This window comes from Okibacterium fritillariae, from assembly GCF_052783725.1.
Genome location: NZ_CP199917.1, coordinates 2,731,167 through 2,756,852, shown reverse-complemented (window position 1 = coordinate 2,756,852; position 25,686 = coordinate 2,731,167). Strand labels below are relative to the sequence as shown.

Below are 25,686 nucleotides of genomic sequence, written 5' to 3'. Positions count from 1 at the left end.
GAAGTCAGCGCTGTCTGCGCACACTCACCGCACCAGGAGACAGATGCACTCGCTCGCCGTCCTCAGCATGAAGAACAAGGCGCTCATTGCCCTCGTCACCATCGTCGTCGCCATTTTCGGCGCGCTGGCGCTCACGGGGCTGAAGCAAGAGCTCGTGCCCAGCGTGCAGTTCCCGCAGCTGGCCATCGTCACGAGCTACCCCGGTGCCGCCCCCGAGGTCGTGAGTGAAGACGTCTCCAACCCGATCGAATCGGCCATCCGCGGTGTTCCCGACCTCGAGTCCACGAGCGCCACGTCCAGCACCAACCAGTCCGTCGTCTCGGCCACGTTCACCTACGGCACCAACCTCGCCACGGCCGAGCAGAAGATCGACCAAGCGATCAACCGCATCGAGTCGCAACTGCCCGACGGCGTCGACCCGCAGGTCATCTCGGGCAGCATCGACGATCTGCCCGTCATCCAGATCGCGGTCACGTCCAACACCGACACCAAAGAGTTGGCCACGCAGATCCGCGAGAACGCGCTCGCCGAGATCGAAGACACCGACGGCGTGCGCGAGGCGCAGCTCATCGGTGACGTCGGGCAGCGCATCACCATCACGCCCGACCAGGGCAAGCTCACCGAGCGCGGCCTCACCACGCAGGCCATCTCTGACACGCTCGACGCCAACGGCGTGCTCATCCCCGCGGGCGATGTCACGCAAGACGGTAAGACGTTCTCGGTGCAGACGGGCTCGAAGCTCGGCTCGGTCGACGACATCGCGGGCCTGCCCCTCTTGCCCACCGATCCGCAGCCCGGCCAGGCCGTCACCAAGCTCAGCGATGTGGCCACGGTCGCGCTGACCGACGACCCGCAGACCTCCATCTCGCGCGTCAACGGCGAGCCCGCGTTGACGATCGCCGTCACGAAGCTGCCGGCCGCCAACACCGTCGAGGTGTCCAAGGCCGTTCGCGCCCTGCTGCCGAGCCTCACCGACTCCATCGGCTCCGACGCCAAGCTCACGATCGTGTTCGACCAGGCGCCCTACATCGAGCAGTCGATCGAGACCCTCACGGTCGAGGGCCTCCTCGGTCTCGTGTTCGCGGTGCTCGTCATCCTGCTCTTCCTGCTCGACATCCGCGCCACCATTGTCACGGCCATCTCCATCCCCACGTCGGTGCTCATCACCTTCATCGGGTTGCAGGCGGCCGACTACACGCTCAACATCCTCACGCTCGGCGCCCTGACGATCGCCATCGGGCGCGTGGTCGACGACTCCATCGTCGTGATCGAGAACATCAAGCGCCACCTGGCCATGGGATCGCTCAACGACCGTTCGCCCGAGAAGCGCTCACGTGCCGTGCTCGAGGGTGTGCGCGAGGTCGCCGGCGCCATCACGGCCTCGACCATCACGACCGTCGCGGTGTTCCTGCCGCTGGCGTTCGTCGGCGATGTCACGGGCGAGCTGTTCCGGCCGTTCGCGCTCACCGTGACGATCGCGCTACTCGCATCGCTGCTCGTCGCGCTCACCATCGTGCCCGTGCTGGCCTACTGGTTCCTGCGGGCGCCCAAGGCCAAGAAGACGGCGGCAACGGATGCATCTTCCACCTCGTCTGAAGCCGGTGCCCGCGCCGCGCGGGGCGTCGACTCCGTTCCGACCACCACGTCGTCGATCCCGCTGCCCGGCTCTCGCCGCGCGCGTCGCCAGAGCGAGGACGACGTCGACGACCTCGACCACCCGACGCGCCTGCAAAAGGGCTACCTGCCGGTCATCCACTGGACCATCAAGCACTCCGTCTCCACGCTGCTCATCGCCGTCTTCGTGCTCGTCGGCACGTTCGCGCTGACGCCGTTCATGAAGACCAACTTTCTGGGCGACTCGGGCCAGAACACGCTCACCGTCACGCAGACGCTCGACGTGGGCGCCAGCCTGCAGGCTCAGGACGACGCGGCCTCGGCCGTGGAAGACGAGCTGCGCACCATCGACGGCATCGAGACCGTGCAGCTGTCCATCGGTTCCAGCGGTTCCACCCTGCGCGACGCCTTCTCGGGCGGCGGCGCGGGCGCGATCACCTACTCGATCACGTCCTCGGATGACGTCGACCAGGAAGCGCTGCGCAACACCGTGCGCGACGAGCTCGAGAAGATCGACGGCGCCGGCGAGATCGAGGTCTCCGGTTCGGCCGGCTTCGGCGGCTCGAGCGATGTCGAGATCGACATCGAATCACCCAACAGCGACGACCTCACCACCGCGAACGACACACTCGTCAAGGCCGTCACGGGTCTCGAGGGTGTCACGCAGGTGGTCAGCAACCTGAGCGAGACGCGCCCCTACATCGGCGTGCAGATCGACCGCGACAAGGCGGCCGAGGCCGGCTACTCCGAGGTCGCCCTCGGCGGTTTCGTCGCCCAGGCCACGCAGCCCACCACCGTCGGCACGGTCGAGATCGACGGCACCACGCTGAACATCTACGTGCAGTCCGACAACCCGCCCACGACCGAGGCCGAGCTCGCCGAGCTCACCATCCCCACCGTGACGGGCCCCGTGCGCCTCGACTCGCTCGCGACCGTCGGCCTCGTCGACGGACCGGCGTCGATCTCCTCCTCCGAGGGCAAGCGCACCGCCACCATCAGCGCCACCCCGGCGAGCGACAACATCGCCGCCGTGAGCGCCGAAGTGCAGACGGCCATCGACGATGCCGACCTGCCCGCCGGTGTGACGGCGTCGCTCGGTGGCGTGTCATCCAGCCAGTCCGACGCGTTCGGCCAGCTGGGGCTCGCGCTCCTCGCCGCCATCCTGATCGTCTACATCGTCATGGTGGCCACGTTCCGGTCGCTGCGTCAGCCGCTGCTGCTGCTCATCTCGGTGCCGTTCGCGGCGACGGGTGCCATCGCGCTGCAGGTCGTCACGGGCATCCCGCTCGGCGTCGCCTCGCTCATCGGTGTGCTCATGCTCATCGGCATCGTGGTCACGAACGCCATCGTGCTCGTCGACCTGGTCAACCAGTACCGCCGACGCGGTATGACGGTGGCGCAGGCGGTCGAGCACGGTTCGGCCCGACGACTTCGCCCGATCCTCATGACGGCCCTGGCCACCATCCTGGCGCTCACGCCCATGGCGCTCGGCATCACGGGGCACGGCGGCTTCATCTCGCAGCCGCTCGCCATCGTCGTGATCGGCGGACTGCTGTCCTCCACGGTGCTCACGCTCGTCGTGCTGCCCACGCTCTACAACCTCGTCGAGGGTGCCAAGGAGCGCCGCAACGCCAAACGCGCCGCGCGCGCCGACCAGGTCGCCCGCTCGCGCCCCATGCTGGCGGTCGAAAGTGGCCGCCCGGCCGGTGCCGAGCACGTGCCGGCCCATGCGGCCGGCGTGGTTGCCGGTGCGGGTGCGGCTGCGGGCACCGCTACGGGCGTCGTCGATGCGCCGAGCGCTGCCGACGCTGATCCGCGCGAACCTGTCGAGCCGGCTGAGGATGCGGAGCAGGCCGAGCAGGCCGAGCAGGCCGAGCAGACCGAGCAGGCCGAGCAGCCTGAGCAGGCCGAGCGCGTTGAGGACGCCGAGCAGGCCGAGCGCCCGAACGAGGTCGTCGACGCAACCGACAACGACGAACGTGGCGACAGCGGCGAACACGTCGAGAACGACGAACATGGCGACAGCGTCGACAGCGTCGACAGCGGCGAGAGCGCCGACAACGTCGAGAACGTCGAGGCCGCCGAGAACGGCGAACACGCCGAGAACGGCGAGTTGCCCAGCACTGGCAAGAGTGCCGAAGACGGTGAGCACCGCGAGGGTGACGAGCGGCACGAGCACTAGCGGCTGAGCCGAGGGGCGGCGGAGAGACTTCCGCCGCCCTTAGGCTTGTCGCATGGCTACCCCGGACTTCATCCTCGAGCTGCGCGCGAAGATCGGCACCCACCCTCTGTGGCTGTCGGGCATCACGGCTGTCGTGCAGCGCGACAACGGCGACCTGCTGCTCGTGCGCCGGGCCGACAACGGCAACTGGACACCCGTCACGGGCATCATCGACCCGGGCGAAGAGCCCGCCGTCGCCGCCGAACGCGAAGTCCTCGAAGAGGCCGACATCCGGGCCACCGTCGTCAGGCTCGCCAGCATTCAGACGACGGCCGAACACGTCTATGCCAACGGCGATCGCGCGCAGTACATCGACTTCACGTTCCTCTGCCGCTACGACGGCGGAGAACCGGCCCCCGCCGACGGCGAAAACCTCGAAGCGCGCTGGTTCAGCCGTGAAGACCTGCCGACCATGCCGCCCGAGTTCGCCGAACGTCTCGACGCCGCGCTCAGCGGTGAGCAGGCCGCCCGCTTCAAGCGCTAAGCGACGAGCCCGCCCGTGTCGAGCGCGCAAAACGGTCGACGGATCTTCGCGTCGCCGGGGTCAGCAGAACCCACCTCCAAACCGCGAGGGTTTGAACGGTTACGCCTCGAGCTGGCCGCGCGAACGTGAGGGTGCCTGCAACCAGGGGCGCAGCATCCGCGTCACCCACGGCAACACCCAGTAGGCCATGATCGGCGTCAAGACGAGTGTCGAGACGAGCACGTGCAGCAGCACGCCCCACGTCTCCCACCCGGGCACCAGCCACGTCACCAGGAACGTGAAAACGAGGTTCACGGGGAAGAAGCCCAGCCAGATGCTCACCGCCTGCTTCCAGCGCGGCGGCGCCAACGGCACGGTGACCTGAGTTCCCGTCGCTTCGGGGCCGCCCGGTCCGTGCGCGGCCGAGACGCTCGTGGCGAAGGGGGCGTCGAACCAGCCCTCGATGCCCGTGCGTTTCTCGCTGCGGCGATGCTGCATGAAGTCCTTGCCGCTCGACAGCCACCAGGCGCGTTCGGAGGAGTTCTCCCACGCCAGCAGTGTCTCGTCGTCGCGGAAGCGGTACAGCATGTACCAGATGTCGGATGTCTCGCCGGCCCTCACCCAGCCGGAGCCGAGGAAGCCGGGGTACTTGTTGGCGAGGTTGATGCCAGCCTGTACCCAGATGGTGGCTTCACCGATGCGGGCGGGGTCTACCGTCCGTTCGATGGAAACCGTAATGGGTTCGTGTTCCATGCATCCAGCATGACGGATCACTGTTTCGTCGCGGTAACGGACGCCCCCGGCACGCCGACTAGTCGAGCCCGCTTCAACTCACAAGGGGCTGCCCGCGAAAATTGCTCGGCGTAGCGTAGGGTCACCCCCTTTCCCATCCGCCCCGCACCACCGAAGCGAAGGGATGCCATGAGCATCAAGATCGGAGACCGCGTGAGCTGGTCGACGCCGCAAGGTCGCACGCAGGGCGTCGTGCGCGAGAAGAAGGACAAGGACTTCACGTTCGACGGGCAGGACTTCACCGCGACAAGCGATGAACCCGCCTACATCGTCGAATCGGAGAAGTCGGGAAAGAAAGCGGCCCACAAGGGTTCCGCCCTACGCACGTTGAAGAAATCGGAGAAAAGTTCATGAGCCGTGGAGTTGCAGTCGTCACCGGAGGATCCGCAGGACTCGGTCGCGCCATCGTGCGCGAGCTGGCCGCCCGTGACTGGGATGTCGCCATCCTCGCCCGTGGCCAGGAAGGCCTTGACGGAGCCGTCGCCGACGTAGAAGCGCTCGGTCGCCGCGGCCTCGGAGTGTCCACCGACGTTGCCGACCGCGACGCCGTCGACGCAGCGGCCGACCGCGTCGAAGCCGAACTCGGTCCCATCGACCTGTGGGTCAACGACGCCATGGTGGGCGTCTTCGGCGAGTTCGTCAGCACCGACCCCGAGGACTTCGAGCGCGCCTTCGCCGTCAACTTCTTCGGCTTCGTCAACGGAACGCGGGCCGCTCTGAAGCGTATGACGCCGAGGAACGCCGGCCACATCATCCAGATCGGGTCGGCTCTGGCGCACCGCGGCATCCCGCTGCAGGCGTCCTACTGCGCCGCCAAGCACGGCATCCAGGGCTTCACCGAGTCGGTCACCGCCGAGCTCACCCACAACAAGTCGAACATCTCCATCTCGACCGTGGACATGCCCGCCATGAACACCATGCAGTTCAGCTGGGTCAAGTCGCAGCTGCCCGACCACCCGCAGCCCGTTCCGCCGATCTCGCAGCCCGAAGTCTGCGCCCGCGTGGTGGCCGACGTGGCCGAGAAGCCGCGCAAGCGCACCTGGGTCGGCGAGGCCACCGTCGGAACCGTGCTCGGCAACCGTTTCGCGGCCGGTTTCATGGATCGCTACCTGGCGAACTCCGCCTACAGCGGCCAGCAGGCGCCGGAGAAGAAGAACCCGATGCTGCCGACCAACCTCTACGAGCCCACGCCCGGCGACCACGGTGCACACGGAATCTTCGATGACAAGGCCCACGGCGAGACGGTGCAGACGTGGGCGATCCGCCACCGTCCGCTCGTCTACTCGGTGGCGGCCGGGGCGGCTGCGGTCCTCGCGGCGTCGGTCACAAAGGCGCTGCGCAAGTAACACCTCGCCATCCCGCGGTTCCGAAACCCCGCGACCTCTGATGCTGAGCGCCTGCGCCAGCCTCGCCAGAGGTCAGCGGGGTTTCTGCATGACGCGGCGCGACGATCAGGCCGCGGGTCGGAGTGGCTTCGCCATGCAGAGACTCGAGGCCGCTCCCGCATAGGGACCGTATTGCGCGATCTCCGCATAACCGCATCGCGTATAAAGGGCCTGGGCTGCGTTATGCAGGGTGCCGGTCTCCAGCACGATGCGCGTGAATCCGGATGCCGCGGCGTCGGCTTCGAGGCGATCCATCAGGGTCGTCGCGATGCCCTGCCCGCGGCCGTCGGGGTGCACGAACATGCGCTTGACCTCCGCCTCGACCTCGCCGGGCGTGCCGGTGCCGGAGGCGGGGTTCGTGAGCGGCACGAGGGCGACCATGCCGAGCGCCCGGCCGCTGTCGTCGCGGGCCACGTAGACGACGATGCCCGGCACCTCGAGCTCTTCGACGTCGAGGAGGAAGTTCTCCTCGGGCGGGTACAGGCTGTGCGCATACGCGGCGCCCGCCTCCATCAGCTCGATGAGTTCGGCTTGGCGCGCGGGTTCCGGGGTGATCGTGATGCTCATGATGACTAGCATGGCGCAGGCATGTTTCGCGGCCGTTTCGGTCGGGGTGATGACATCCGTGCCTTGCTCGTGTAACGTATGCAGGTCGGCTCTAGGCACCGCGGTTGTGACGCGGAGAGGGTTTGTAAGTCTGGTGGGCCGGTTTCACTGCGAGAACGCAGATGAATTTCACACGATGTGAACGGTCCCCGGCCACTGCTCGCCCGGGTATGAGAGAGATTGCCGCGCTTCACGTATGCGGCTCTTCTTGCTTGCTGTTTTCACGCAAAAAGAGATAACCCGGAAAAGTATCATGCCTAAAAAGAAGCCTGTCGGCGGACGACCCGCCAAGAACTACGACCCCAACTACGCCGCAAAGCGCCCCGCCGGAAAGCCGGGCAGCCGCAGCGAAGGCCACCGCGGATTCCGCGCAGCCGACCCCAACGCCCCCAAGAAGGCCCGCTGGAACGCCGACGAGCGTGCCGCGAAGCACGCCGGCCGCTACTCCGACGAGCCCCGTGCGAAGCGTTCCGACGACGACCGCGCCCCGCGTTCGTTCGACCGTGACGACCGTGCGCCCCGCCGCGACAACGACGCCCCGCGTTCGTTCAACCGCGATGACCGCGCCCCTCGCCGCGACAACGACGCCCCCCGCCGTTTCGATCGGGATGACCGAGCCCCGCGCTCGTTCAACCGTGACGACCGTGCGCCTCGTTCGTTCAACCGCGACGACCGTGCTCCTCGTCGTGACAACGATGCGCCTCGCCGTTTCGACCGCGATGACCGCGCTCCTCGTTCGTTCAACCGTGACGACCGTGCTCCGCGTTCGGCCGGCCGCGACGACCGCGCCCCGCGCTCGTTCAACCGCGATGACCGCGCTCCTCGCTCCTTCAACCGTGACGACCGCGCTCCTCGTCGTGACAACGATGCGCCTCGCCGTTTCGACCGCGATGACCGCGCTCCTCGTTCGTTCAACCGTGACGACCGCGCTCCGCGTTCGGCCGGCCGCGACGACCGCGCCCCGCGCTCGTTCAACCGCGATGACCGCGCTCCTCGCTCCTTCAACCGTGACGACCGCGCGCCCCGTCGCGACAATGACGCGCCTCGTTCGTTCAACCGCGATGACCGCGCCCCGCGCTCGTTCAACCGTGACGACCGTGCGCCCCGTCGTGACAACGACGCGCCTCGTTCGTTCAACCGCGACGACCGCGCCCCCCGCCGCGACAACGACGCGCCCCGCCGCTTCGACCGCGATTCCAAGCCCGCGTTCCGCGACGACAAGCCCGCATTCCGCGACGCCAAGCCGCCCCGCACCTTCACGCGCGACGGCCGCCCCGAGAACGAGGGCCGCGCGAGCGACTTCTACCCGAAGCGCGACGCCGCGAACCGCCCCGGCTTCTCCGGTGACGAAGACGTCGTGCTCGAGCGCCTCGAGGCCCAGGCCACGACGGCGACCGATGTCGAGGGTGTGACCTTCCAGGACCTCGGTCTCGGCGGCAACATCTCCGGCGCCCTCGCCGAACTCGGCGCGGCAAGCCCGTTCCCCATCCAGGCCGCCACGATCCCCGACGTGCTCGCGGGTCGCGACGTGCTCGGCCGCGGCCGCACCGGCTCGGGCAAGACCATCGCCTTCGGTGCTCCGTTGGTCGAGAAGCTCATGGAGAACGGTGGCGGCAAGCGACGCGAGATGGGCCGCAAGCCCCGCGCGCTCATCCTGGCCCCCACACGTGAGCTCGCCCTGCAGATCGACCGCACCGTGCAGCCCATCGCCCGCAGCGTCGGCCTCTTCACCACGCAGATCTACGGCGGCGTGCCCCAGGGCCGCCAGGTGGGCGCCCTGCAGCGCGGCGTCGACATCATCATCGGAACGCCCGGCCGCATCGAAGACCTCATCGAGCAGGGTCGTCTCGACCTCTCCGAGGTTTCCATCGTCGTTCTCGACGAGGCCGACCACATGTGCGACCTCGGCTTCCTCGAGCCCGTGCAGCGCATCATCCGCGAGACCGCTTCGGGCAACCAGAAGCTGCTCTTCTCGGCCACCCTCGACAAGGGTGTTGCGGCGCTCGTCAACGAGTTCCTGCAGAACCCGGCCGTGCACGAGGTCGCCGGTGAGGACCAGGCTTCCTCGACCATCGACCACCGCGTTCTCGTGGTCGAGCACCGCGACAAGGATCAGCTCATCGAGCAGCTGGCCGACCGCGAGGAGAAGACCCTCATCTTCGCCCGCACCCGTGCCTACGCCGAGCGTCTGACCGACCAGCTCGAGGATGCCGGCATCCCCGCCGTCGCCCTGCACGGTGACCTGAACCAGGCCCGCCGCACGCGCAACCTCGAAAAGGTGACCAGCGGTCGCGTCAAGGTTCTCGTAGCCACGGATGTCGCAGCCCGCGGCATCCACGTCGACGACATCACGCTCGTGGTGCAGGCCGACGCGCCCGACGAGTACAAGACCTACCTGCACCGCTCGGGTCGCACCGGCCGCGCCGGCAAGGAGGGCGTCGTCGTCACCCTGATCCCGCGCAGCCGTCAGCGTCGCATGACCGAGCTTCTCGGTCGCGCCGAGATCGAGGCCGATTTCGTCGAAGCCCGCCCGGGCGACGACATCATCGAAGGTCTCGCTGGCCGCATGACCCTCGCGGACATCACGGCGTAACACCCGCGTTTCGCACATGAACGGGCCGTCCCTCAGGGGGCGGCCCGTTTTTGCGTTGATGAGGCGCTCATTGATTCTGCAGGGGCCTCAGAACAGGGTGGGTGGCGGCTCTTCCGGGCTGGGTTCGAAGCGCGGCCCGCTGGGCGCGGGCGCCGCCACCGACTTCGCGCCCGTGGCCCCCGCCGACCACGCCATCTTCGACGGATCGGAGCCGGCCGGCCGCCGTCGACGTTCGCCGTCGCCGCCCGTATACATGCCGAGCGCGGCCGAACGGATGCCGCCCGTCACCGGGTCCTCCTCGCCGCGCGTGAGACCGTGCGTGCGCATGAGCGGCCCCATGCGTTCGGACAGCCACCGACGGTACTCCTTCGGCGCATAGGACGACTCGGCATACATCTCGGTATACGACGCCACGAGGTGGGGATGATTGCGCTGTAACCAGTGCATGAACCACCCCTTCACGCCGGGCCGCAGGTGAAGCGCCGTGTAGAGCACCGACGTCGCGCCCGCCTCGGCGCACATGCGCAGGGCATTGTCGAGGTGTTCTCGCGTATCGGTGAGGTGCGGCAGGATCGGCATGAGGAACACGCTGCACGGCAGACCGGCCTCACGTGCCGCCGTGACGGTGGCGAGTCGAGCCGTGGCCGACGGGGTGCCCGGCTCGATCGACTGCTGCAACTCGGGGTCGTAAATCGCGATCGACATCGCCAGATCGACGGGGATGGTCTCGGCCGCCGCAGCCAGCAACCCCAGGTCGCGCCGCAGCAGCGTGCCCTTGGTGAGCATCGACAGGGGAGTGCCGCTCGCGGCCAGGGCCTCGATGATGCCGGGCATCAGCTTGTACTTGCCCTCGGCCCGCTGGTAGGGGTCGGTGTTGGTGCCGAGCGCCACCGGGTGGCGCCCCCAACTCGGTTTGGCCAGCTCGGTGCGCAAGACTTCGGCCACGTTGACCTTGACGACCACCTGGTTGTCGAAGTCGGCGCCCGCGTTCAGATCAAGGTAGGTGTGCGTGGGGCGCGCGAAGCAATAGACACAGGCGTGCGAGCATCCGCGGTAGGGGTTGATGGTCCAGCCGAAGGGAACGCTCGACTGCGAGTGCACTTTGTTGAGCGCGGACTTGGCGAGCACCTCGTGGAAGGTGACGCCGGCGAACTCGGGCGTCTGCACGGTGCGCACGAGGTTGTTGAGCTTGGCGAGGCCGGGAAGCGCGTCGGCGTCTTCTGTAGCGATTGCCTGCGCGTTCCATCTCATACACCTAGTAGAACATATGTTCGATAGAATTGCGCGGTGAGAACACGCTCGGGGGCGAGCGGTTCAGTGATGGGGAAGACCTACAAGCCGAGCAGTTTGCTCTTCGCCGCGCCGAACTCTTCCGCCGTGAGCGCGCCCTGTTGGTGCAGCGCCGCGAGCTGTTCGAGTTGCTGCATCAGATCGGCGCCTCCCGCGGGGCCGGCGACCGGGCCGGGCCCGCCTCCAGCAGCGCCGACGGAACCATCCGCGCCGTCGTAGCCGTCGGCTGCGCCGGGTAGTGTCGGGTAGTGCTCGGCGGCTTGCGCCGGGGTCGGCATCGTGCCGGACGCGGGCTGCCCATAATTCTGCTGGCCGTAGCCCTGCGGACCGCCCTGTGGAGCGGGCTCGGGCGCTTCGTCGTAGCGGTCGCGCTCCTGGAAGCGCCTGATTCCTCCCGACACGGCCGTGGCGGTGCCCGCGATGACGGCGGTCCGGGCTGCGGCCTGCAGCAGACCCCCGCGTCCGATGCGTCTCAGGAAAGGCATGTTCGTCTCGTTTCGTCAGAGTCCGGATGCTTCGGCGACGATCTCGTTGACCACGGACGCCGGAATCGTCTCGACGTGTCGGATTGCTCCGCCGCCCGCCGAGATCGTCGCCGCCAAGTCCCTGGCCCACAACATTTCTACGACCAGTATGGCCGCCGAGGAGCCGGCGGTCACGAGGGGCGCGAGATCGGCGACATCCGTCTCGCCCGTGAGGCCGTGTGCCGCCAGGTCGAGGGCCGCGACGATTTCGCGGAACGCCTCGAAGTCTTCGGGGGCATTGTGATGGAATTCATCCCATTCGAGGATCGACACCTCGCCGCCCACCGATTTACTCACGAAGACGAGATCGAGCAGACGCACCGAGTCCACGTCGGCCAGTTGCGCGACGGCCTGGGCGACAGCGGGGCCGGGACCCGCCTCGGGGAATGCGAGCACGAGGACCTCGACGGGGCCGTAGTCGTCTGCGGGCACCGATGCGGCGTCGCTGTGCTCGGTCATGGTATCCCCTTGCTGGCGTCGTGTTGTCGTCTGTTGCTCGGGACTGTAGCACCGCATCCGGGGCCGCCGCTCGATTTTTTTGCGCGCCGAACGAGTCCCGGTCGACAGCTGGTGGCGCAATCGGGAAAACGGTGAGGATTAGTCGTTTTAGCGCTGCCCGACGACGAACAGGGCCAAGGACGCGAGCGGCAGAATGACGACGAACGCGGTGTCCCGAGCGCGCCACGGAACCGAGTATCGCTCAGTTCTGTGCCGGGACGCTCCGAACGCTCGAGAATCCATGGCGAAAGACATCCGCTCGGCGTGTCGGATGCCGCCGGCCAGGAGGGGCACGACCATCCCGACGGTGCGTGCCGCCCATGCAGCGGGCCCCCGACGGGCCGCCGCGCCGCGCACCCGGCGCGCCGCCCGCAGCTGCTCGAGGTCGCGCCCGAAGCGCGGCACGAAACGATAGGCCGCCAGGGCCGTGTAGCCGAAGCGGTAGGGCACGCGCAGGTTCTGCACGAGCGAGCGCACGAGGTCGGGCCCTGCCGTCGTCAGACCGGCGATCAGTGACAGCGTGAGGATGCTGCACAGCCGCAACGACGTGGCGAGGCCCACGCCGAGCGCGGCCACCGTGTAGCGGTAGTCGCCCACCTGCACGACGACGGCATCCGGTGGCAGGCCGAAGAGGCCTTCGGGCAGGAGCGTCGAGCGCAGCGCGGCCGCCGGGTCGGTCCATGCGCCGAAACCCAGCGCGAAGACGACGATCAGCACAGGGAGGGCCGCGCCGAGCAACAGGGCGGTGCGTCGGCCGATGCGAGCCCCCGTCACGATGACGGCGAGCGCGAGCATCAGGAAGAGCAGCGGGGTCAGGATGTCGCGCGTGAAAAGAAGCGCCGCCATGGCGGGTAGCACGGCCACCAGTTTCGCCAGCGGGTTGAGGGCGTAGAGGTAGTGTCGCGGGCGCGCGGATACGAAGCTGCGATAGGGATCCGTCACGGGTCGGCTCTCCGGTCGCCAGCGGCGCGGTCGTCGCCGATCTGGCCGAGCCGCCGCACCCGTCGCCACTCGGGATGCGTCGTCACCGCCTGGAACGCGCGCACGAGCGGCGGCATCCGCAGCCCGTTGCGTTCGAGGATCGCTTCGTCGCCGAGAACGCCGTCGAGGGGGCCCGCTTCCACCAGCCGGCCGCCCGCCATGACCGCCAGGTGATCGGCGTGGTCCACCGCCAGCTGCAGGTCGTGCGTCACGACGACGACGGTCGTTCCGTCACGATTGAGCGTCTGCAACAGGTCGAGCAGTTCGTCGCTGCGCTCGCGATCCTGACCGAACGTCGGTTCGTCGAGCACCAGGGTGGAGGCGCCCGCGATGAGCGCCGTGCCCACCGACAGTCGCCGCTTCTGCCCGCCCGACAAGAGGAAGGGATGCACGGGGGCGGCGTCGGCCAGACCGAAACGCTCGAGCATCCCGGTCACCTGGCGTTCGATGGTGGCCTCGTCGACCCGGCGTGCCCGCAAACCGTAGGCGAGCTCATCGAAGACGGTGTGGGCGACGAATTGGTGTTCCGGGTTTTGGAAGACGAACCCGACGTGTTCCGAGAGGCGGCGCGCGTCGGTGCGGGCCGGATCGAAACCGTGTACGCGCACGCGGCCCGACGAGGGGGCCGTGATGCCGACGATGGTCTGCACGAGGGATGATTTGCCGGCCCCGTTGACGCCGACGATCGCCCAGAACTCGCCCCGGCCGATCGTGAGCGAGACGTCGTGCACGATGCGGGTGCGGCGGCGTGTGACCGAGACGTTCTCCAACACGATGGCGGGCTGCGGATGTCCGAGCGCGGCGTTCGGCGCAGCCGGTATCGCTCGCGCCGATGCCGATGCCGATGCCGATGCCGATGCCGATGCCGATGCCGATGCCGATGCCGATGCAGATGCCGGCACGGCAAGTAACCCCGACACGCGTTCGCGAGGAATCGCGTCCAGAGCCGCCGTCAACTCCTCGCCCGTCAGTGGCAGTGCGGCGCCCGCGTCGAGAATCCCCGCCCGCCGCAACCACCGCCCCGCCTCTGTCGCCGGCGGCAACCATACCCCCAGTTCGTGCAGCTCATCTGCGCACCCCACCAAGACCTCGCGCGGCGTGCCGTCGGACACGGGGTGCCCGTCGCCGTCGATCACGATCACGCGGTCGACGATGCGCACGGCCCGGTCGAGGTCGTGTTCGATGAGCACGATGGTGTGGCGCCCGTCGGACGCGATCTCGGCGAGGGCGTCGTACACATCGTCCGCGCCGGCCGCGTCGAGATTGGCGGTCGGTTCGTCGAGCACGAGAATGTCGGAGTCGAGTGCGAGCGCGGCGGCGATCGCGACGCGTTGGCGCCCACCGCCCGACAGTATGTCCGGGTTGTCGTCCCGTCGCTCCCACAGGCCCACACGGCGCAGCGCTGCTTCGGCACGACGCAGGATCTCGGGCACCGGCAGGCTCAGGTTCTCGGGCCCGAAACACACCTCGTCGAGCACGCTGCCGGTGACGATCTGGGCGTCGGCGTCTTGGAACACCATGCCCACGTGCTCGCTCAGCGCGGCCACCGAGGCGTCGGCGGTATCGATGCCCTCCACCCGCACGCTGCCGTGCATGTCGGCCGGAACGGCGTGCGGCACCAGACCGTTGAGCGCGAGGGCGAGCGTCGATTTGCCCGAACCGCTCGGTCCCATGAGGAGGACGACCTCGCCCGCCCGCAGGGTGAACGTCACGCCGTCGGGGCTGAAGCGGTCCCGTCCGTCGTGGCGGATGCGCAGCCCGTCGACGACCAGCCGTGGCTCGGGCGTCGGCGGGGCCGGATGCGCGGGGAGGACCGCATCCGTCACGTGTGCGCCAGGCGGGGGAGACCTGAACCGGAACCGGCGCCCGAACCGGGGGAGCGCGCCGGCCGCCGATCGATGTCGTGCTGCAGCCCGCGCGCGGCACCCGTGCGGTCGATGCCGGCGGCCACGAGGCGCGCCAGCCAGGTGACGAGAAGCGGCGTGAGCACCCACACGGCGATCGAGACGACCTCGGCAACGGGCGCGAAGTGGTCGACGCCGAGCGCGATCAGCACGACGCCGCCGAAGACCACGCCGGCGATGGCGGCCGCGAGATAGAACACCCAGGCCTTCCAGTAGCGGTAGCGCGACAGGGCGAACGGCAACTCTTGCAGCAGGCCGATGAGCAGCCCCGTGCCGATGTGCCGCCAGACGTTGGTGGGGTTGAAGGCCGACGCCGTGAGCCCCGCGATGACGCCCGTGACGACGGCGACACCCGGCCGGCGCAGCAGCGATTGCGCGACGACGCCCGGGAAGAAGTAGACGCCGATGAGCACGCCGTAGACGACGGGGATGGTGGCGAGCACGACGACGTGCAGGTAGCCCGTGACCGCGAACACCAGGCCGCCGCCCACGCCGATGGCGGCGCACGTGAGGAGGAGGCGGGTATTCATGCTCGTCATGGTGAGTCCTGGTGTCGAGGCGGGGGCGCGTTCATCCAATGTAGTTGAGGCCCGTGGTGCGAGCGACGGTGCAGTGAGTGCGCCTGTGGTCTGACCACAGCTTACGCCCTTCCTTCCCGACCTACCAGGGCGAGATCGCGCATCACCTGGCGGCCGACGACAGGGGCCGGGTCAGACGGGGTCGACGGCGCGCGGTCGGCGACGGCGACGCGGGGTCAGGCGCACATTCGGCAGCGGCGGCGCCGGGATACGCGCACCCGCGTGCCCCTCGACATGCCCGAAACGGCCGGCCTGCGCCTCCCAATCGTCGCGCGCGCTCACGATGTCGTCGTGGCTGCGGCCGACGAAGTTCCACCACATGATCAGGTCCTCGGCGAACGGCTCGCCACCCAACAGGATGAAGCGGGCGTCACCCTCGGCCTGCACGGTCACGTGCTCGCGATCCAACCCGAGATACAGCATGGGGCCCGACGTGAGGAGGGCGTCGCCCACCCGCAGCGCGCCCGACAGGACGGCGATGGCGTATTCGAACCCGGGCAGAAGGGGGATGGTGGCGCTCGCCGCATCCGGCAACCGGGCGTCGGCGCCCACGATCGGGGTGTGGGTCGTGGCGGGGGAGCGCACGCCGCCGAGCTCGCCGAGGAAGACGGTGGCCCGCAACGCGCCGTCGGTGAAAACGGGCAGATCGGCGTGGGTTTCGAAGGCGGCCTCACCGGCGGCGGCTTCGGGCGGCAATGCCACCCAGAACTGCAGGCCCTCGAGCGGCCCGGGCTCCTCGCCGATCGAGAACTCGGAGTGCGACACCCCGCGCCCGCTCGTCATCAGGTTGAGTTCGCCCGGCCGCAGCGTCACATCGCTGCCCACGCTGTCGCGGTGCCGGATATCGCCCACGAGCGGCCACGTCACGGTCTGCAGGCCCGTGTGCGGGTGCGGCAGAACGCGCATGAGCGCCTGCTCGTCGAAGCGATCGAAGAAGCACCACGCGCCCACCATGGGCAGCGCGCGCTGCGGCAACAACCGGTGCACCTGAATGCCGCGCACCCCGCCCAGCGGAACCTCGCGCGGCTCGAGCAGCAGCATTTCGGGCCCGTCGGTGTCGGGGCGCCGGCTCACGCTCTCGGTGTTGTGCCCGTCGAGCCTCGTCATCGTGCGGTCTTCGTCATCGCAGCGTGTCGGGCGAGGCCAGGTGCTCGTCGAACTCGTGGTGTTCGGCCACGTAGTCGGCGACGAACGAGCAGCCGGCGACGATCTTCTCGCCGCGTGCCACGGTGTCTTCGAGGGCGGCCTTGACCAGGGTGGAGCCCGATCCCGCGCCCTGGAACTCGGGGCGGATGCCCGTGTGGGTGAACACGGTGGCGCCATTCATCTCGCGCACATCGGCCACGCCCACCAGGGCGTTGCCGCGCCACAACTCGTATCGCTCGCGCTCGTCGTTGCGCACGACGCGCTCGTCGTCGGCGTTCGCCTCGGTCTTCGCGCTGCCCGTTTCGTTCGCCTCGGTGCCAGCTTCGTTGCCCGTCTCGGGCGATGTCTCGTCAGTCATCCTGCACGCTCCTTCGTGTGCCACAACCTACTCCGCGCGGCGCTTGTTCCGAACGGGCCCGGCCCGGCACCCACCCATCCACGCTATCGGCTCCGAATCAAGCCCGACCCGTCGATGTCTGGCCCCGACCCGCCCTCGACTATCGTTGACCACAGGAACAGGAGGAACGGATGCATTCACGCCCAGCCCGCGTGGCGCGCGGCCTCGTCGCCGCATCCGTTTCCACCTTCGTCGCCGCCCTCTCGCACGCGTCCGCCGGGTCTCAAGCCCCCAGCCTCGTGGCCGTCGCCCTCTGCCTCGTCGTGGCGTCGTTCGCGTGCATCGCGCTCGCCGGCCACCGCCTCACTCCGTGGCGCACGGCCGCGGCCGTTCTCGTCAGCCAGGCCGTCTATCACGCGCTCTTCACGGCCATTCCGGCGGTGTCGGGCAGCGCCCAATCGGTGTTCGGGATGTCGGGAGCGCACGTTCACGGGCAGGCCCACGCCGCGGCATCCGCCCCGCTGGCCTCGTCGTCTGCCACCTCTTCTCTGTCGCCGTCGGCCCTGACGCTGTCGGGCGCTGACGCGGCCATGGGTATGTCCGCGGGTTCGCACGCGCACGCCGCCGGTCACTCCGACGCCCTCATGTGGGCCGCTCACGGTTTCGCGGCCCTCGTCACGGTCGCCGTCGTGCTGCACGGAGAACGCGTCTTCTGGCGCCTCTTCGACACCCTGCGCCTCACGTTCCTCACCCTCTTCCGACCCGTCGCCGCGGCCAGCACGCCGTTGTCGGTCTCAGTTCCCGTGGTGGTGCGCCGCATCCTCGCGCCCGTCGCCCCTCCCTTCTTGTCCTCTGTGAAACATCGCGGCCCGCCGCGCGGAGTCTCGGCTGCCTTCGCGGCCTGACCCGCACGTCGCACCATCCCCATTTCACAGTTATCGGTCGCAGGCCCTGCCGCGACCACCAGACAAGGACTCATTCGCATGAAGAAACGCACCCCCCTGCTCGCCGTCGGCTCCCTCACGGCCGGCGTCGCCCTCGCCCTGGCCGCGCCGCTCGCCGCGAGCGCCCACGTCTCGGTCACACCCTCCGACACGGCCGCCGGTTCCTACACCGTGCTGAGCTTCGCGGTCGGCCACGGCTGCGACGGTTCGCCCACCACGAAGCTGAGCTTCGACATCCCCGAGGAGATCGTCGCCGTGACGCCGACGGTGACCCCGAACTGGGACATCGAGAAGCAGATGACCGACCTGAAGAACCCCATCACCGACAGCCACGGCGAGTCGTTGGCCGAGCGCGTGGGAACAGTGGTCTACACGGCCAAGACGCCGCTCGCCGACGGCTACCGCGACACCGTGTCGTTCCAGGTGCAGCTGCCCGAGGACGCCGCGGGCAAGACCCTGAGCTTCCCGGTCGTGCAGACCTGCGAGCAAGGTCAGACCGACTGGACCCAGGTTGCCGAAGACGGCCAGGACCCGGAAGAGCTGGAGTCGCCCGCGCCGCAGGTGACCGTCACCGAGGCCTCGGCGTCGGGAGCCCACGGGCACTCTGACGCCGACGGCGACGAGAATGCTTCGGCCGCCTCTGCGTCGTCCGAGAACGCCGCCGCCACCACGGAGGCCGGCCCGGATGTCGTCGCCCGCACGCTCGGAATCCTCGGAATCGTCGTCGGCGCCGCCGGTGTCGTCACGGCCGTCGTCGCCACCCGTCGTCGCACCCAGAAAGGCTGACGTATGACTGTCACCACAGGAAAGAAGTCCGGTCTCGCTCTCGCCGGGGCGCTCGCGCTCGCGGTTGGCACGATTCTCGGAGTATCCCCGCTCGGCGGTTCGGCGGCCGAGGCGCACAACTACCTCGTGTCGTCCAACCCGGCCGCGGGTTCGACCGTCACCGAGCAGCCGGGCCAGATCGTTATCACGACGAACGACGCCCTGCTCGATCTCGGCGGCGAGAGCGGCTCGAACCAGCTGCAGGTGAAGGGCCCGGGAGAGACCTTCTATGGTGACGGTTGCACGACGGTCAACGGCCCGGCGCTCACGATGCCCGCGCAGCTCGGCCAGCCGGGGGAGTACACGGTGATCTGGCAGGTCGTCTCGACCGACGGTCACCCGATCTCCAACGAGTTCACGTTCACGTGGGCCCCCGATGCCACCCAGACGCTCGCCGAGGGGCAGACCAGCGCCCCGGTGTGCGGACAGGCATCGTCCCCAGCGGCGACCGAGCCGTCGACGGATGCGGCCACGACAGCACCTGCGCCCGACGCGACGGATTCGGCGGCCCCGGCCCCCGAGCCCGAGATGACGACGCAGACCGATGCGGCGGCGGGCGAGCAGTCGCAGGCCGCTGGCGACATCCTCTGGATCGGCGGCGCCGTCGCGGTGCTGCTGATCGCGGGTCTGATCGTGCTGCTGGTGCTGCGTCGCCGCAAGCCGGCGGGTGTCGCGGATGATTCGGGCGCGGCGTCGTCGCACCCCGAAGAGCCCGGCGTGCGCTAACTCCTTCTGGCGGCTGGCCCTGCCGGTCGCTGCCCCTCGGCCCGGTCGCGTTCTGTTCTCCACAGGCGCGATCGGCCCGATCTCTCCACGGATGCGGGGGAGCCCACCTCTCGGGGTGAGCTCCCCCGTATTTTCGTCTCACGGGGAGCCGCGCGGCTCCCGCAGACGAGGAGAACATCATGGCCAGCCCCACCGTTCGAGCGCCGCGCCGCGCATATCCTCGCGTTCTCGATCTCTCCGAGCAGCGGCGGTCGGCCGAGGAGCCGACGGGTCCGCCCGCTGCGTCGGTTGGCCCGCCCCCTGAATCAGCGATGTCGGTGGAAGGAGGTAGCGTTATGGGCGTGACGCCCGCCCTCGAAGTCCTGCACCGTGTCTTCGGGTACGACGAGTTCCGCGGTGAGCAGGCCGAGATCGTCGAGCAGGTCGCCTCGGGCGGCGACGCCGTCGTGCTCATGCCGACGGGTGGCGGCAAGAGCCTGTGCTATCAGATCCCGGCGCTTTTGCGAGAAGGCACGGGCATCGTCGTCTCGCCGCTCATCGCGCTCATGCAAGACCAGGTCGACGCGCTGACGGCCGTCGGCGTGCAGGCGGCCTTCCTCAACTCCTCGCAAGACGCCGCCGAGCGGGAGCGCGTCGAGCGTGCCTATCTCGACGGCCAGCTCGATCTGCTCTATGTCGCCCCCGAGCGGCTCTCGTCCGAGTCGACCAAGCGGTTCCTGGCCAACGGCAAGGTCGCGCTCTTCGCGATCGACGAGGCGCACTGTGTGTCGCAGTGGGGTCACGACTTCCGCCCCGACTACCTGTCGCTGGGCGATCTCGTGCAGCGCTGGCCCGATGTGCCGCGCATCGCGCTCACGGCCACGGCCACCGATGCCACGCACCGCGAGATCACCGAGCGTCTGCACCTCGAGCGCGCTCAGCACTTCGTGGCCAGCTTCGACCGGCCCAACATCCAATACCGCATCGTGCCGAAGAACGAGCCGCGCAAGCAGTTGCTCGACTTCATCCGGCGCGAGGGCTCGGGCGAGGCCGGCATCGTCTACGCCCTCAGCCGCAACACGGTCGAGAAGACGGCCGAGTTCCTGAAGCAGAACGGCATCGACGCCATGCCCTATCACGCGGGCCTCGACCAGGTCACGCGTGCGCGCACCCAGGCCCGGTTCCTGCGCGAAGACGGCGTCGTCATCGTCGCCACGATCGCTTTCGGCATGGGCATCGACAAACCCGACGTGCGCTTCGTCGCGCATATCGACCTGCCGAAGAGCGTCGAGAGCTACTACCAAGAGACCGGCCGCGCGGGCCGAGACGGCCTCCCGTCGGTGGCCTGGCTGGCCTATGGCCTGCAAGACGTCGTGCAGCAGCGTCGCATGATCGAGCAGTCGCCCGGCGACCTCTCGCACCGTCTCAAGCTGCAGAAGCACCTCGACTCCATGCTCGCGCTCTGCGAGACCGTCGACTGCCGACGGCAGAACCTGTTGCGTTACTTCGGCCAGGACGCCGAGCCGTGCGGCAACTGCGACACGTGCATCGAGAAGCCCGAGACGTGGGACGGCACGATTCCTGCCCAGAAGCTCCTCTCCACGGTCGTGCGCCTCAAGCGTGAGCGCAACCAAGAGTTCGGTGCGGGCCAGATCGTCGACATCCTGCGCGGCAAGCGCACGCCGCGCGTCGAGCAGTTCGGTCACGACCAGATCGCCACCTTCGGCATCGGCCAAGACCTCAGCGATCAGCAGTGGCGCGGCGTCGTGCGCCAGCTCCTCGCCGCCGATCTCCTGGCCGCGCGCGGCGAATACGGCACGCTCGTCATCACACCCGCGAGCGCCGAGGTGCTGAGCGGCAACCGCACGGTGCGCATGCGCAACGAGCCGCTGCGTCAGGCCTCCTCCGGCCGGTCTTCCTCGTCCTCCCGCCGGGCCGTCGTCGACCTCGCCGAGGCCGATATCCCGCTGTTCGAGGCACTGCGCGCTTGGCGTGCGGCCGAAGCGAAGGAGCAGGGCGTTCCCGCCTACATCGTCTTCGGCGACGCCACCCTGCGCGCCGTCGCCGAGCTGCGCCCGCAATCGCTCGCCGACCTCGACGGCGTCAGCGGCATCGGCGAGAAGAAGCTCGCCGCCTACGGCGAGGGCCTCTTGAGCGTCGTCGCCGAGCAGGCCTCCGCCTCGGCTTAGCCAACCGCCGGTATCGCCCGCATCCCTGTAGAAATCGACAGCGACGGCCGCGAGCGGCTCGCGCACCTTTGTGGCAATCCCACGCATCGCTTCACGGATCATTAGCGGACTCCTACTATCGACACAGATTTCAGTGTGGAAAGGCAGATCTCAATGAGCAACCGAACCGACGCAACCCCTAACGACCTCGCCGCGCAAAACACGGGCCCCGAGGCATCCGACCGCGCATCGGCCGAGCTGACCGCTCCCGGTGCGTCCGAAACCGTCGCCCCCGACGCGCTCGTCGACCCCGAGGCCGTCTCCCACCTCCCCGGCCCCGGCGGCGTCGACGCCGAAAGCCCGACGCAGGCCGCCACCGAAGCACCGCGCCCCGAACGCTCGCGTTCCGCGTCCGACGACGGCGATGGGCCGCGCGTCGACATCCCCTCGCTCGCCCACACCCTCCTCGGCAGCTGGCCCGAGGCGCGCCTCGCCTCGCGGGCCCTCGCCGGCCGCCCCGACATGCAGCGCGACGAAAGCCTCGGCATGGTCGAGCACCGCCAGCGCGTCTTCGAGCAACTGCACAAGCTCGTCGAGAACGGCCAAGTCCACCGCGCGTTCCCCACCCGTCTCGGTGGCCACGACGACCACGGCGGCAACATCGCCGGCTTCGAAGAACTCGTCCTCGCCGACCCGTCGCTGCAGATCAAGTCGGGTGTGCAGTGGGGCCTCTTCGGGGCAGCCATCCTGCACCTCGGCACCGAGAAGCACCACACGGCTTTCCTGCCCGGCGCCATGAGCCTCGAGGTGCCCGGCGCGTTCGCCATGACCGAGACGGGCCACGGCTCGGATGTCTCGAGCATCGCCACCACGGCCACCTACGACCCCGACACCCACGAGTTCGTCATCCAGACCCCGTTCCGCGCGGCCTGGAAGGACTACCTCGGCAACGCGGCCGTCCACGGCACCGCCGCCACCCTCTTCGCGCAGCTCATCACCAACGGCGTCAACCACGGCGTGCACTGCTTCTACGTGCCGCTGCGCGACGCCGACGGCGCCTTCCTCCCCGGCGTCGGTGGCGAAGACGACGGCCTGAAGGGTGGCCTCAACGGCATCGACAACGGCCGGCTGCACTTCGACGACGTGCGCATCCCGCGCGAAAACCTGCTCAACCGCTACGGCGACGTCGCCGAGGACGGCACCTACTCCTCGCCCATCGCGAGCCCCGGCCGCCGTTTCTTCACGATGCTCGGCACCCTGGTGCAGGGACGCGTCTCGCTTGACGGCGCGGCCACCGCGGCATCCGCCCTGGCCCTGCAGATCGCCATCACCTATGGCAGCGAGCGTCGGCAGTTCAACGCCGGCAGCGACACGCATGAGGAAGTCATCCTCGACTACCAGCGCCACCAGCGCCGGCTCCTGCCCCGTCTCGCCACCACCTACGCGCAGATCTTCGCCCACGACGACCTGCTCGTGAAGTTCGACGGTGTCTTCAGCGGCGCCGCCGACACCGACGACGACCGCCAAGACCTTGAAACGCTCGCGGCCGCGCTCAAGTCACTGTCCACGTGGCACGCGCTCGACACCCTGCAAGAGGCGCGCGAGGCCTGCGGCGGTGCCGGCTTCCTGGCCGAGAACCGGCTCACGGGCCTGCGCGCCGACCTCGACGTCTACGCCACCTTCGAGGGTGACAACAACGTGCTCCTGCAGCTCGTCGGCAAGCGGCTGCTGGGCGACGTCGCCAAGCGCTTCAAGGGCGCCGACGCCAAAGTTCTCGCCAAGTATGCCGCCGGTCAGGTCGCCGACCGCGCCGTCCACGGCACGGGACTCCGCTCGCTCGCGCAGACCGTCGCCGACCTCGGCTCCACGGCGCGCTCCGTCGGACACCTCCGAGACACCGACACGCAGCGCGAACTCCTCACCGGCCGCGTCGAGACCATGGTCGAGCAGCTCGCCGCCAAGCTGCGCCCCGCCGGCAAGCTCGGCCCCGTCGAGGCCGCCGCGCTCTTCAACGACAACCAGAACGAGCTCATCGAGGCGGCCCGCGCCCACGCCGAGCTCCTGCAATGGGAGGCCTTCACGGCCGGTCTCGACAAGATCGCCGACAGCGACACGCGCCAGGTGCTCACCTGGGTGCGCGACCTCTTCGGCCTCGGCCTCGTCGAGAAGCACCTCGCGTGGTACCTCATCGCCGGGCGACTCTCACCCCAGCGCGCCGGCGCCGTCGGGCCCTACATCGACCGGCTCATCGCGCGCCTGCGCCCCCACGCCGCCGACCTCGTTGAAGCCTTCGGCTACGGCCCCGAGCACGTGCGCGCACCCATCGCCACGGGCGCCGAGCAGGCCCGCCAAGAAGAGGCCGCGTCCTACTTCGCGCGCAAACGCGAAGCCGGTGAGCTGCCGATCGACGAGAAGACGCTCAAGGCTCGCGCGAAGAAGATCCAGGTGAGCTGACGTCGTCACGCTCTCGCGCCGGTCGACCCGACCCCAGCGAGAGCGTGGCGATGAAGCCGAGGGTCAAGAAGCCCGCGGCGGCGAACGCCGAGAACTTCGTTCCCTCGCTGAAAGCCTCGCGTGCGTCATCCGCAATCGCAGCGGTTCGAGGATTGTCCGCCAGACCGGGCAGGGCCGAACCCGCGCTATCGACCACGGCAGACACCACCTGATCGCGCTGCTCGGCCGGCACCCCCGCGTCGTCGAGCTTGCCGCCCAGGATGCCGCCCGTGCTCGTGAACAGGATCGTGCCGAGAATAGCGATGCCGAGAGCCGAACCCACCTGGCGCGCGGTGGACTGCGTGCCCGACCCCTGCCCGGAGCGTTCCACCGGCACATCGCGCAACACCACACCCGTCAGCTGAGCGGTCGCAAGACCCACGCCGAAACCGTAGACGAACAGGAACGGTACGAGCGCCGCCCACGACGTATCCACACCGATCACGAACCCGAGCCCCGCGACACCCACGATCTCGGCCGCCAAACCCACGCGCACGATCGTGACCGCCGCAACCTTGTTGCCGAACGCGCCCGCAAACCCGCTCGCCACGAACGACCCGATGGCCAACGCCAGCAGCACGAGACCCGTCTGCAAGGCGCTGTAGCCGATCACATTTTGCAACCACAACGGCAGCGACAGGATGATGCCGAACTCACCCAGCGACACGATCAGGGCCGCGATGTTGCCATTGCGGAACGACGGGATGCCGAACAGCCCGACGCTCAACATGGTCGGTTTGCCGGCCCGCTCCTTGCGCCGCTCGCTCCACACGAACAGGAACCCGGCCACGGCGGACACCACGAAGGCCAGCGGAATGGGCGACAACCAGAACGGCCACACCCAGTCCCCGAACGCGAGGCCGTCCTCCGCCCGCCACCACCCGAACGTGCGCCCCTCGATCAAACCGAACACCAGCGCGGCAAACGTGATCACCGACAGCAGTGCGCCCACCAGGTCGACCCGCGTCTGCCCCGAGCCCCGAGACTCCTTCACCGTGACGACCACGCCGATGACGATCAGGATGCCGAGAGGAATGTTGATGCCGAACGCCCACCGCCACGACGCATACGTCGTCAGGTAGCCGCCCAGCAGGGGACCGAGCGCCGTCATGCCGCCGATCGTCGACCCCCACACCGCGAACGCGATCGCGCGCTCCTTGCCGCGGAACGTTGCGTTGATGAGCGACAACGTCGTCGGCAGCACCATCGCGCCGCCCACACCCTGCACCACGCGCGTCGCGATGAGGACACCCCCGGTCGGCGCCAGGGCCGCGGCGATCGACGCCAGCGCGAAGATCGTCACGCCGATGAGCAGCATGCGCTTCCGGCCGATGCGATCGGCGAGCGTGCCGAACACGAGCAACAGGGATGCGAACACCAACGTGTACGACTCCTGCACCCACTGCACCTCGGTCGAGCTGATGCCGAGGTCGTCGACGATCGACGGGATGGCGACATTCACGATCGTGGAATCGACGATGATGAGCGCGACGGCGATGCTGATGAAAACCAACCCGAACCAGCGGGTGCGCGGAGAACTCACGGTGTGCCTTTCCGGCCGACGTGACGTCGACGTGAAAATAGTAAGCCTGCTGACTGTTTATTACCAGGAGTACATT

Annotated in this window: 21 protein-coding genes; 10 read left to right on the top strand and 11 right to left on the bottom strand. The window is 68.8% G+C overall.

Annotated features, from left to right (window positions below; all coding sequences use genetic code 11):
- Positions 1-43: 43 nt before the first annotated feature.
- Together ACUWEX_RS12640 and ACUWEX_RS12635 are read left to right on the top strand one after the other, a co-directional pair.
- Positions 44-3,796 (top strand): efflux RND transporter permease subunit, encoded by a 3,753-nt coding sequence (locus ACUWEX_RS12640; protein WP_445996462.1) that lies wholly within the window; start codon positions 44-46, stop codon positions 3,794-3,796.
- Positions 3,797-3,848: 52 nt separating this feature from the next.
- Positions 3,849-4,319 (top strand): NUDIX hydrolase, encoded by a 471-nt coding sequence (locus ACUWEX_RS12635; protein ID WP_445996461.1) that lies wholly within the window; start codon positions 3,849-3,851, stop codon positions 4,317-4,319.
- Between the two features lie 99 nt (positions 4,320-4,418).
- Here ACUWEX_RS12635 and ACUWEX_RS12630 read toward each other — a convergent pair whose 3' ends face one another.
- The gene (locus tag ACUWEX_RS12630) at positions 4,419-5,051 is read right to left on the bottom strand and encodes an antibiotic biosynthesis monooxygenase (RefSeq protein WP_079728542.1); all 633 of its coding nucleotides are present in this window, start codon (positions 5,049-5,051) and stop codon (positions 4,419-4,421) included.
- A gap of 168 nt (positions 5,052-5,219) precedes the next feature.
- On the opposite strand from ACUWEX_RS12630, the gene ACUWEX_RS12625 reads away from it, so the two are divergent.
- Positions 5,220-5,444 carry a DUF2945 domain-containing protein gene (locus ACUWEX_RS12625; RefSeq protein ID WP_445996460.1) on the top strand — a complete coding sequence of 75 codons (225 nt, stop codon included), beginning with the start codon at positions 5,220-5,222 and terminating at the stop codon, positions 5,442-5,444.
- Positions 5,441-6,436, top strand: a complete 996-nt coding sequence (locus ACUWEX_RS12620; protein WP_445996459.1) for an SDR family oxidoreductase — start codon at positions 5,441-5,443, stop codon at positions 6,434-6,436. Before ACUWEX_RS12625 ends, ACUWEX_RS12620 begins: the two co-directional genes overlap by 4 nt.
- Positions 6,437-6,541: 105 nt before the next feature.
- Here the strand turns inward: ACUWEX_RS12620 and ACUWEX_RS12615 are convergent, their stop codons facing one another.
- A complete protein-coding gene (locus ACUWEX_RS12615) occupies positions 6,542-7,042 on the bottom strand; it encodes a GNAT family N-acetyltransferase (RefSeq protein ID WP_445996458.1) in 501 nt (166 codons plus the stop codon).
- A 292-nt stretch (positions 7,043-7,334) separates the two neighbouring features.
- On the opposite strand from ACUWEX_RS12615, the gene ACUWEX_RS12610 reads away from it, so the two are divergent.
- Positions 7,335-9,674, top strand: a complete 2,340-nt coding sequence (locus ACUWEX_RS12610) for a DEAD/DEAH box helicase (RefSeq protein WP_445996457.1) — start codon at positions 7,335-7,337, stop codon at positions 9,672-9,674.
- Between the two features lie 87 nt (positions 9,675-9,761).
- On the opposite strand, the gene ACUWEX_RS12605 is transcribed toward ACUWEX_RS12610, so the two are convergent.
- From ACUWEX_RS12605 to ACUWEX_RS12570, 8 genes are all read right to left on the bottom strand, one after another.
- The gene (locus ACUWEX_RS12605) at positions 9,762-10,925 is read right to left on the bottom strand and encodes an Rv2578c family radical SAM protein (protein WP_445996456.1); all 1,164 of its coding nucleotides are present in this window, start codon (positions 10,923-10,925) and stop codon (positions 9,762-9,764) included.
- An 80-nt stretch (positions 10,926-11,005) separates the two neighbouring features.
- Complete coding sequence (locus tag ACUWEX_RS12600; protein WP_445996455.1) at positions 11,006-11,449, bottom strand: SHOCT domain-containing protein; 444 nt, start codon at positions 11,447-11,449, stop codon at positions 11,006-11,008.
- Between the two features lie 15 nt (positions 11,450-11,464).
- On the bottom strand, positions 11,465-11,947 hold the full coding sequence (locus ACUWEX_RS12595; RefSeq protein ID WP_079728537.1) for a DUF6325 family protein: 483 nt from the start codon (positions 11,945-11,947) through the stop codon (positions 11,465-11,467).
- 147 nt (positions 11,948-12,094) lie between these two features.
- A complete protein-coding gene (locus tag ACUWEX_RS12590; protein WP_445996454.1) occupies positions 12,095-12,928 on the bottom strand; it encodes an energy-coupling factor transporter transmembrane component T in 834 nt (277 codons plus the stop codon).
- The gene (locus ACUWEX_RS12585; RefSeq protein ID WP_445996453.1) at positions 12,925-14,793 is read right to left on the bottom strand and encodes an ABC transporter ATP-binding protein; all 1,869 of its coding nucleotides are present in this window, start codon (positions 14,791-14,793) and stop codon (positions 12,925-12,927) included. Before ACUWEX_RS12585 ends, ACUWEX_RS12590 begins: the two co-directional genes overlap by 4 nt.
- Positions 14,790-15,401: an ECF transporter S component gene (locus tag ACUWEX_RS12580; RefSeq protein WP_159449533.1), complete on the bottom strand. Its 612-nt coding sequence runs from the start codon at positions 15,399-15,401 to the stop codon at positions 14,790-14,792. Before ACUWEX_RS12580 ends, ACUWEX_RS12585 begins: the two co-directional genes overlap by 4 nt.
- 180 nt (positions 15,402-15,581) lie before the next feature.
- The gene (locus ACUWEX_RS12575; RefSeq protein ID WP_445996452.1) at positions 15,582-16,556 is read right to left on the bottom strand and encodes a pirin family protein; all 975 of its coding nucleotides are present in this window, start codon (positions 16,554-16,556) and stop codon (positions 15,582-15,584) included.
- Between the two features lie 13 nt (positions 16,557-16,569).
- A complete protein-coding gene (locus ACUWEX_RS12570; RefSeq protein ID WP_445996451.1) occupies positions 16,570-16,953 on the bottom strand; it encodes a GNAT family N-acetyltransferase in 384 nt (127 codons plus the stop codon).
- Positions 16,954-17,123: 170 nt separating this feature from the next.
- Between ACUWEX_RS12570 and ACUWEX_RS12565 the strand changes: the two genes are divergently transcribed.
- The 5 genes from ACUWEX_RS12565 to ACUWEX_RS12545 all read left to right on the top strand — a co-directional run bounded on the left by ACUWEX_RS12565 (position 17,124) and on the right by ACUWEX_RS12545 (position 24,028).
- Positions 17,124-17,837: a hypothetical protein gene (locus ACUWEX_RS12565; protein WP_445996450.1), complete on the top strand. Its 714-nt coding sequence runs from the start codon at positions 17,124-17,126 to the stop codon at positions 17,835-17,837.
- 78 nt (positions 17,838-17,915) lie between these two features.
- Complete coding sequence (locus tag ACUWEX_RS12560; protein ID WP_445996449.1) at positions 17,916-18,662, top strand: YcnI family copper-binding membrane protein; 747 nt, start codon at positions 17,916-17,918, stop codon at positions 18,660-18,662.
- Positions 18,663-18,665: 3 nt separating this feature from the next.
- A complete protein-coding gene (locus tag ACUWEX_RS12555) occupies positions 18,666-19,427 on the top strand; it encodes a copper resistance protein CopC (protein ID WP_445996448.1) in 762 nt (253 codons plus the stop codon).
- A 311-nt stretch (positions 19,428-19,738) separates the two neighbouring features.
- Entirely contained in the window at positions 19,739-21,595 is a 1,857-nt protein-coding gene (recQ, locus tag ACUWEX_RS12550) for a DNA helicase RecQ (protein ID WP_445996447.1), read from the top strand.
- A gap of 153 nt (positions 21,596-21,748) precedes the next feature.
- Complete coding sequence (locus ACUWEX_RS12545; RefSeq protein WP_445996446.1) at positions 21,749-24,028, top strand: acyl-CoA dehydrogenase family protein; 2,280 nt, start codon at positions 21,749-21,751, stop codon at positions 24,026-24,028.
- On the opposite strand, the gene ACUWEX_RS12540 is transcribed toward ACUWEX_RS12545, so the two are convergent.
- Positions 23,994-25,610, bottom strand: a complete 1,617-nt coding sequence (locus ACUWEX_RS12540) for an MFS transporter (protein WP_445996445.1) — start codon at positions 25,608-25,610, stop codon at positions 23,994-23,996. The genes ACUWEX_RS12545 and ACUWEX_RS12540 overlap by 35 nt on opposite strands.
- Between the last annotated feature and the right edge of the window lie 76 nt (positions 25,611-25,686).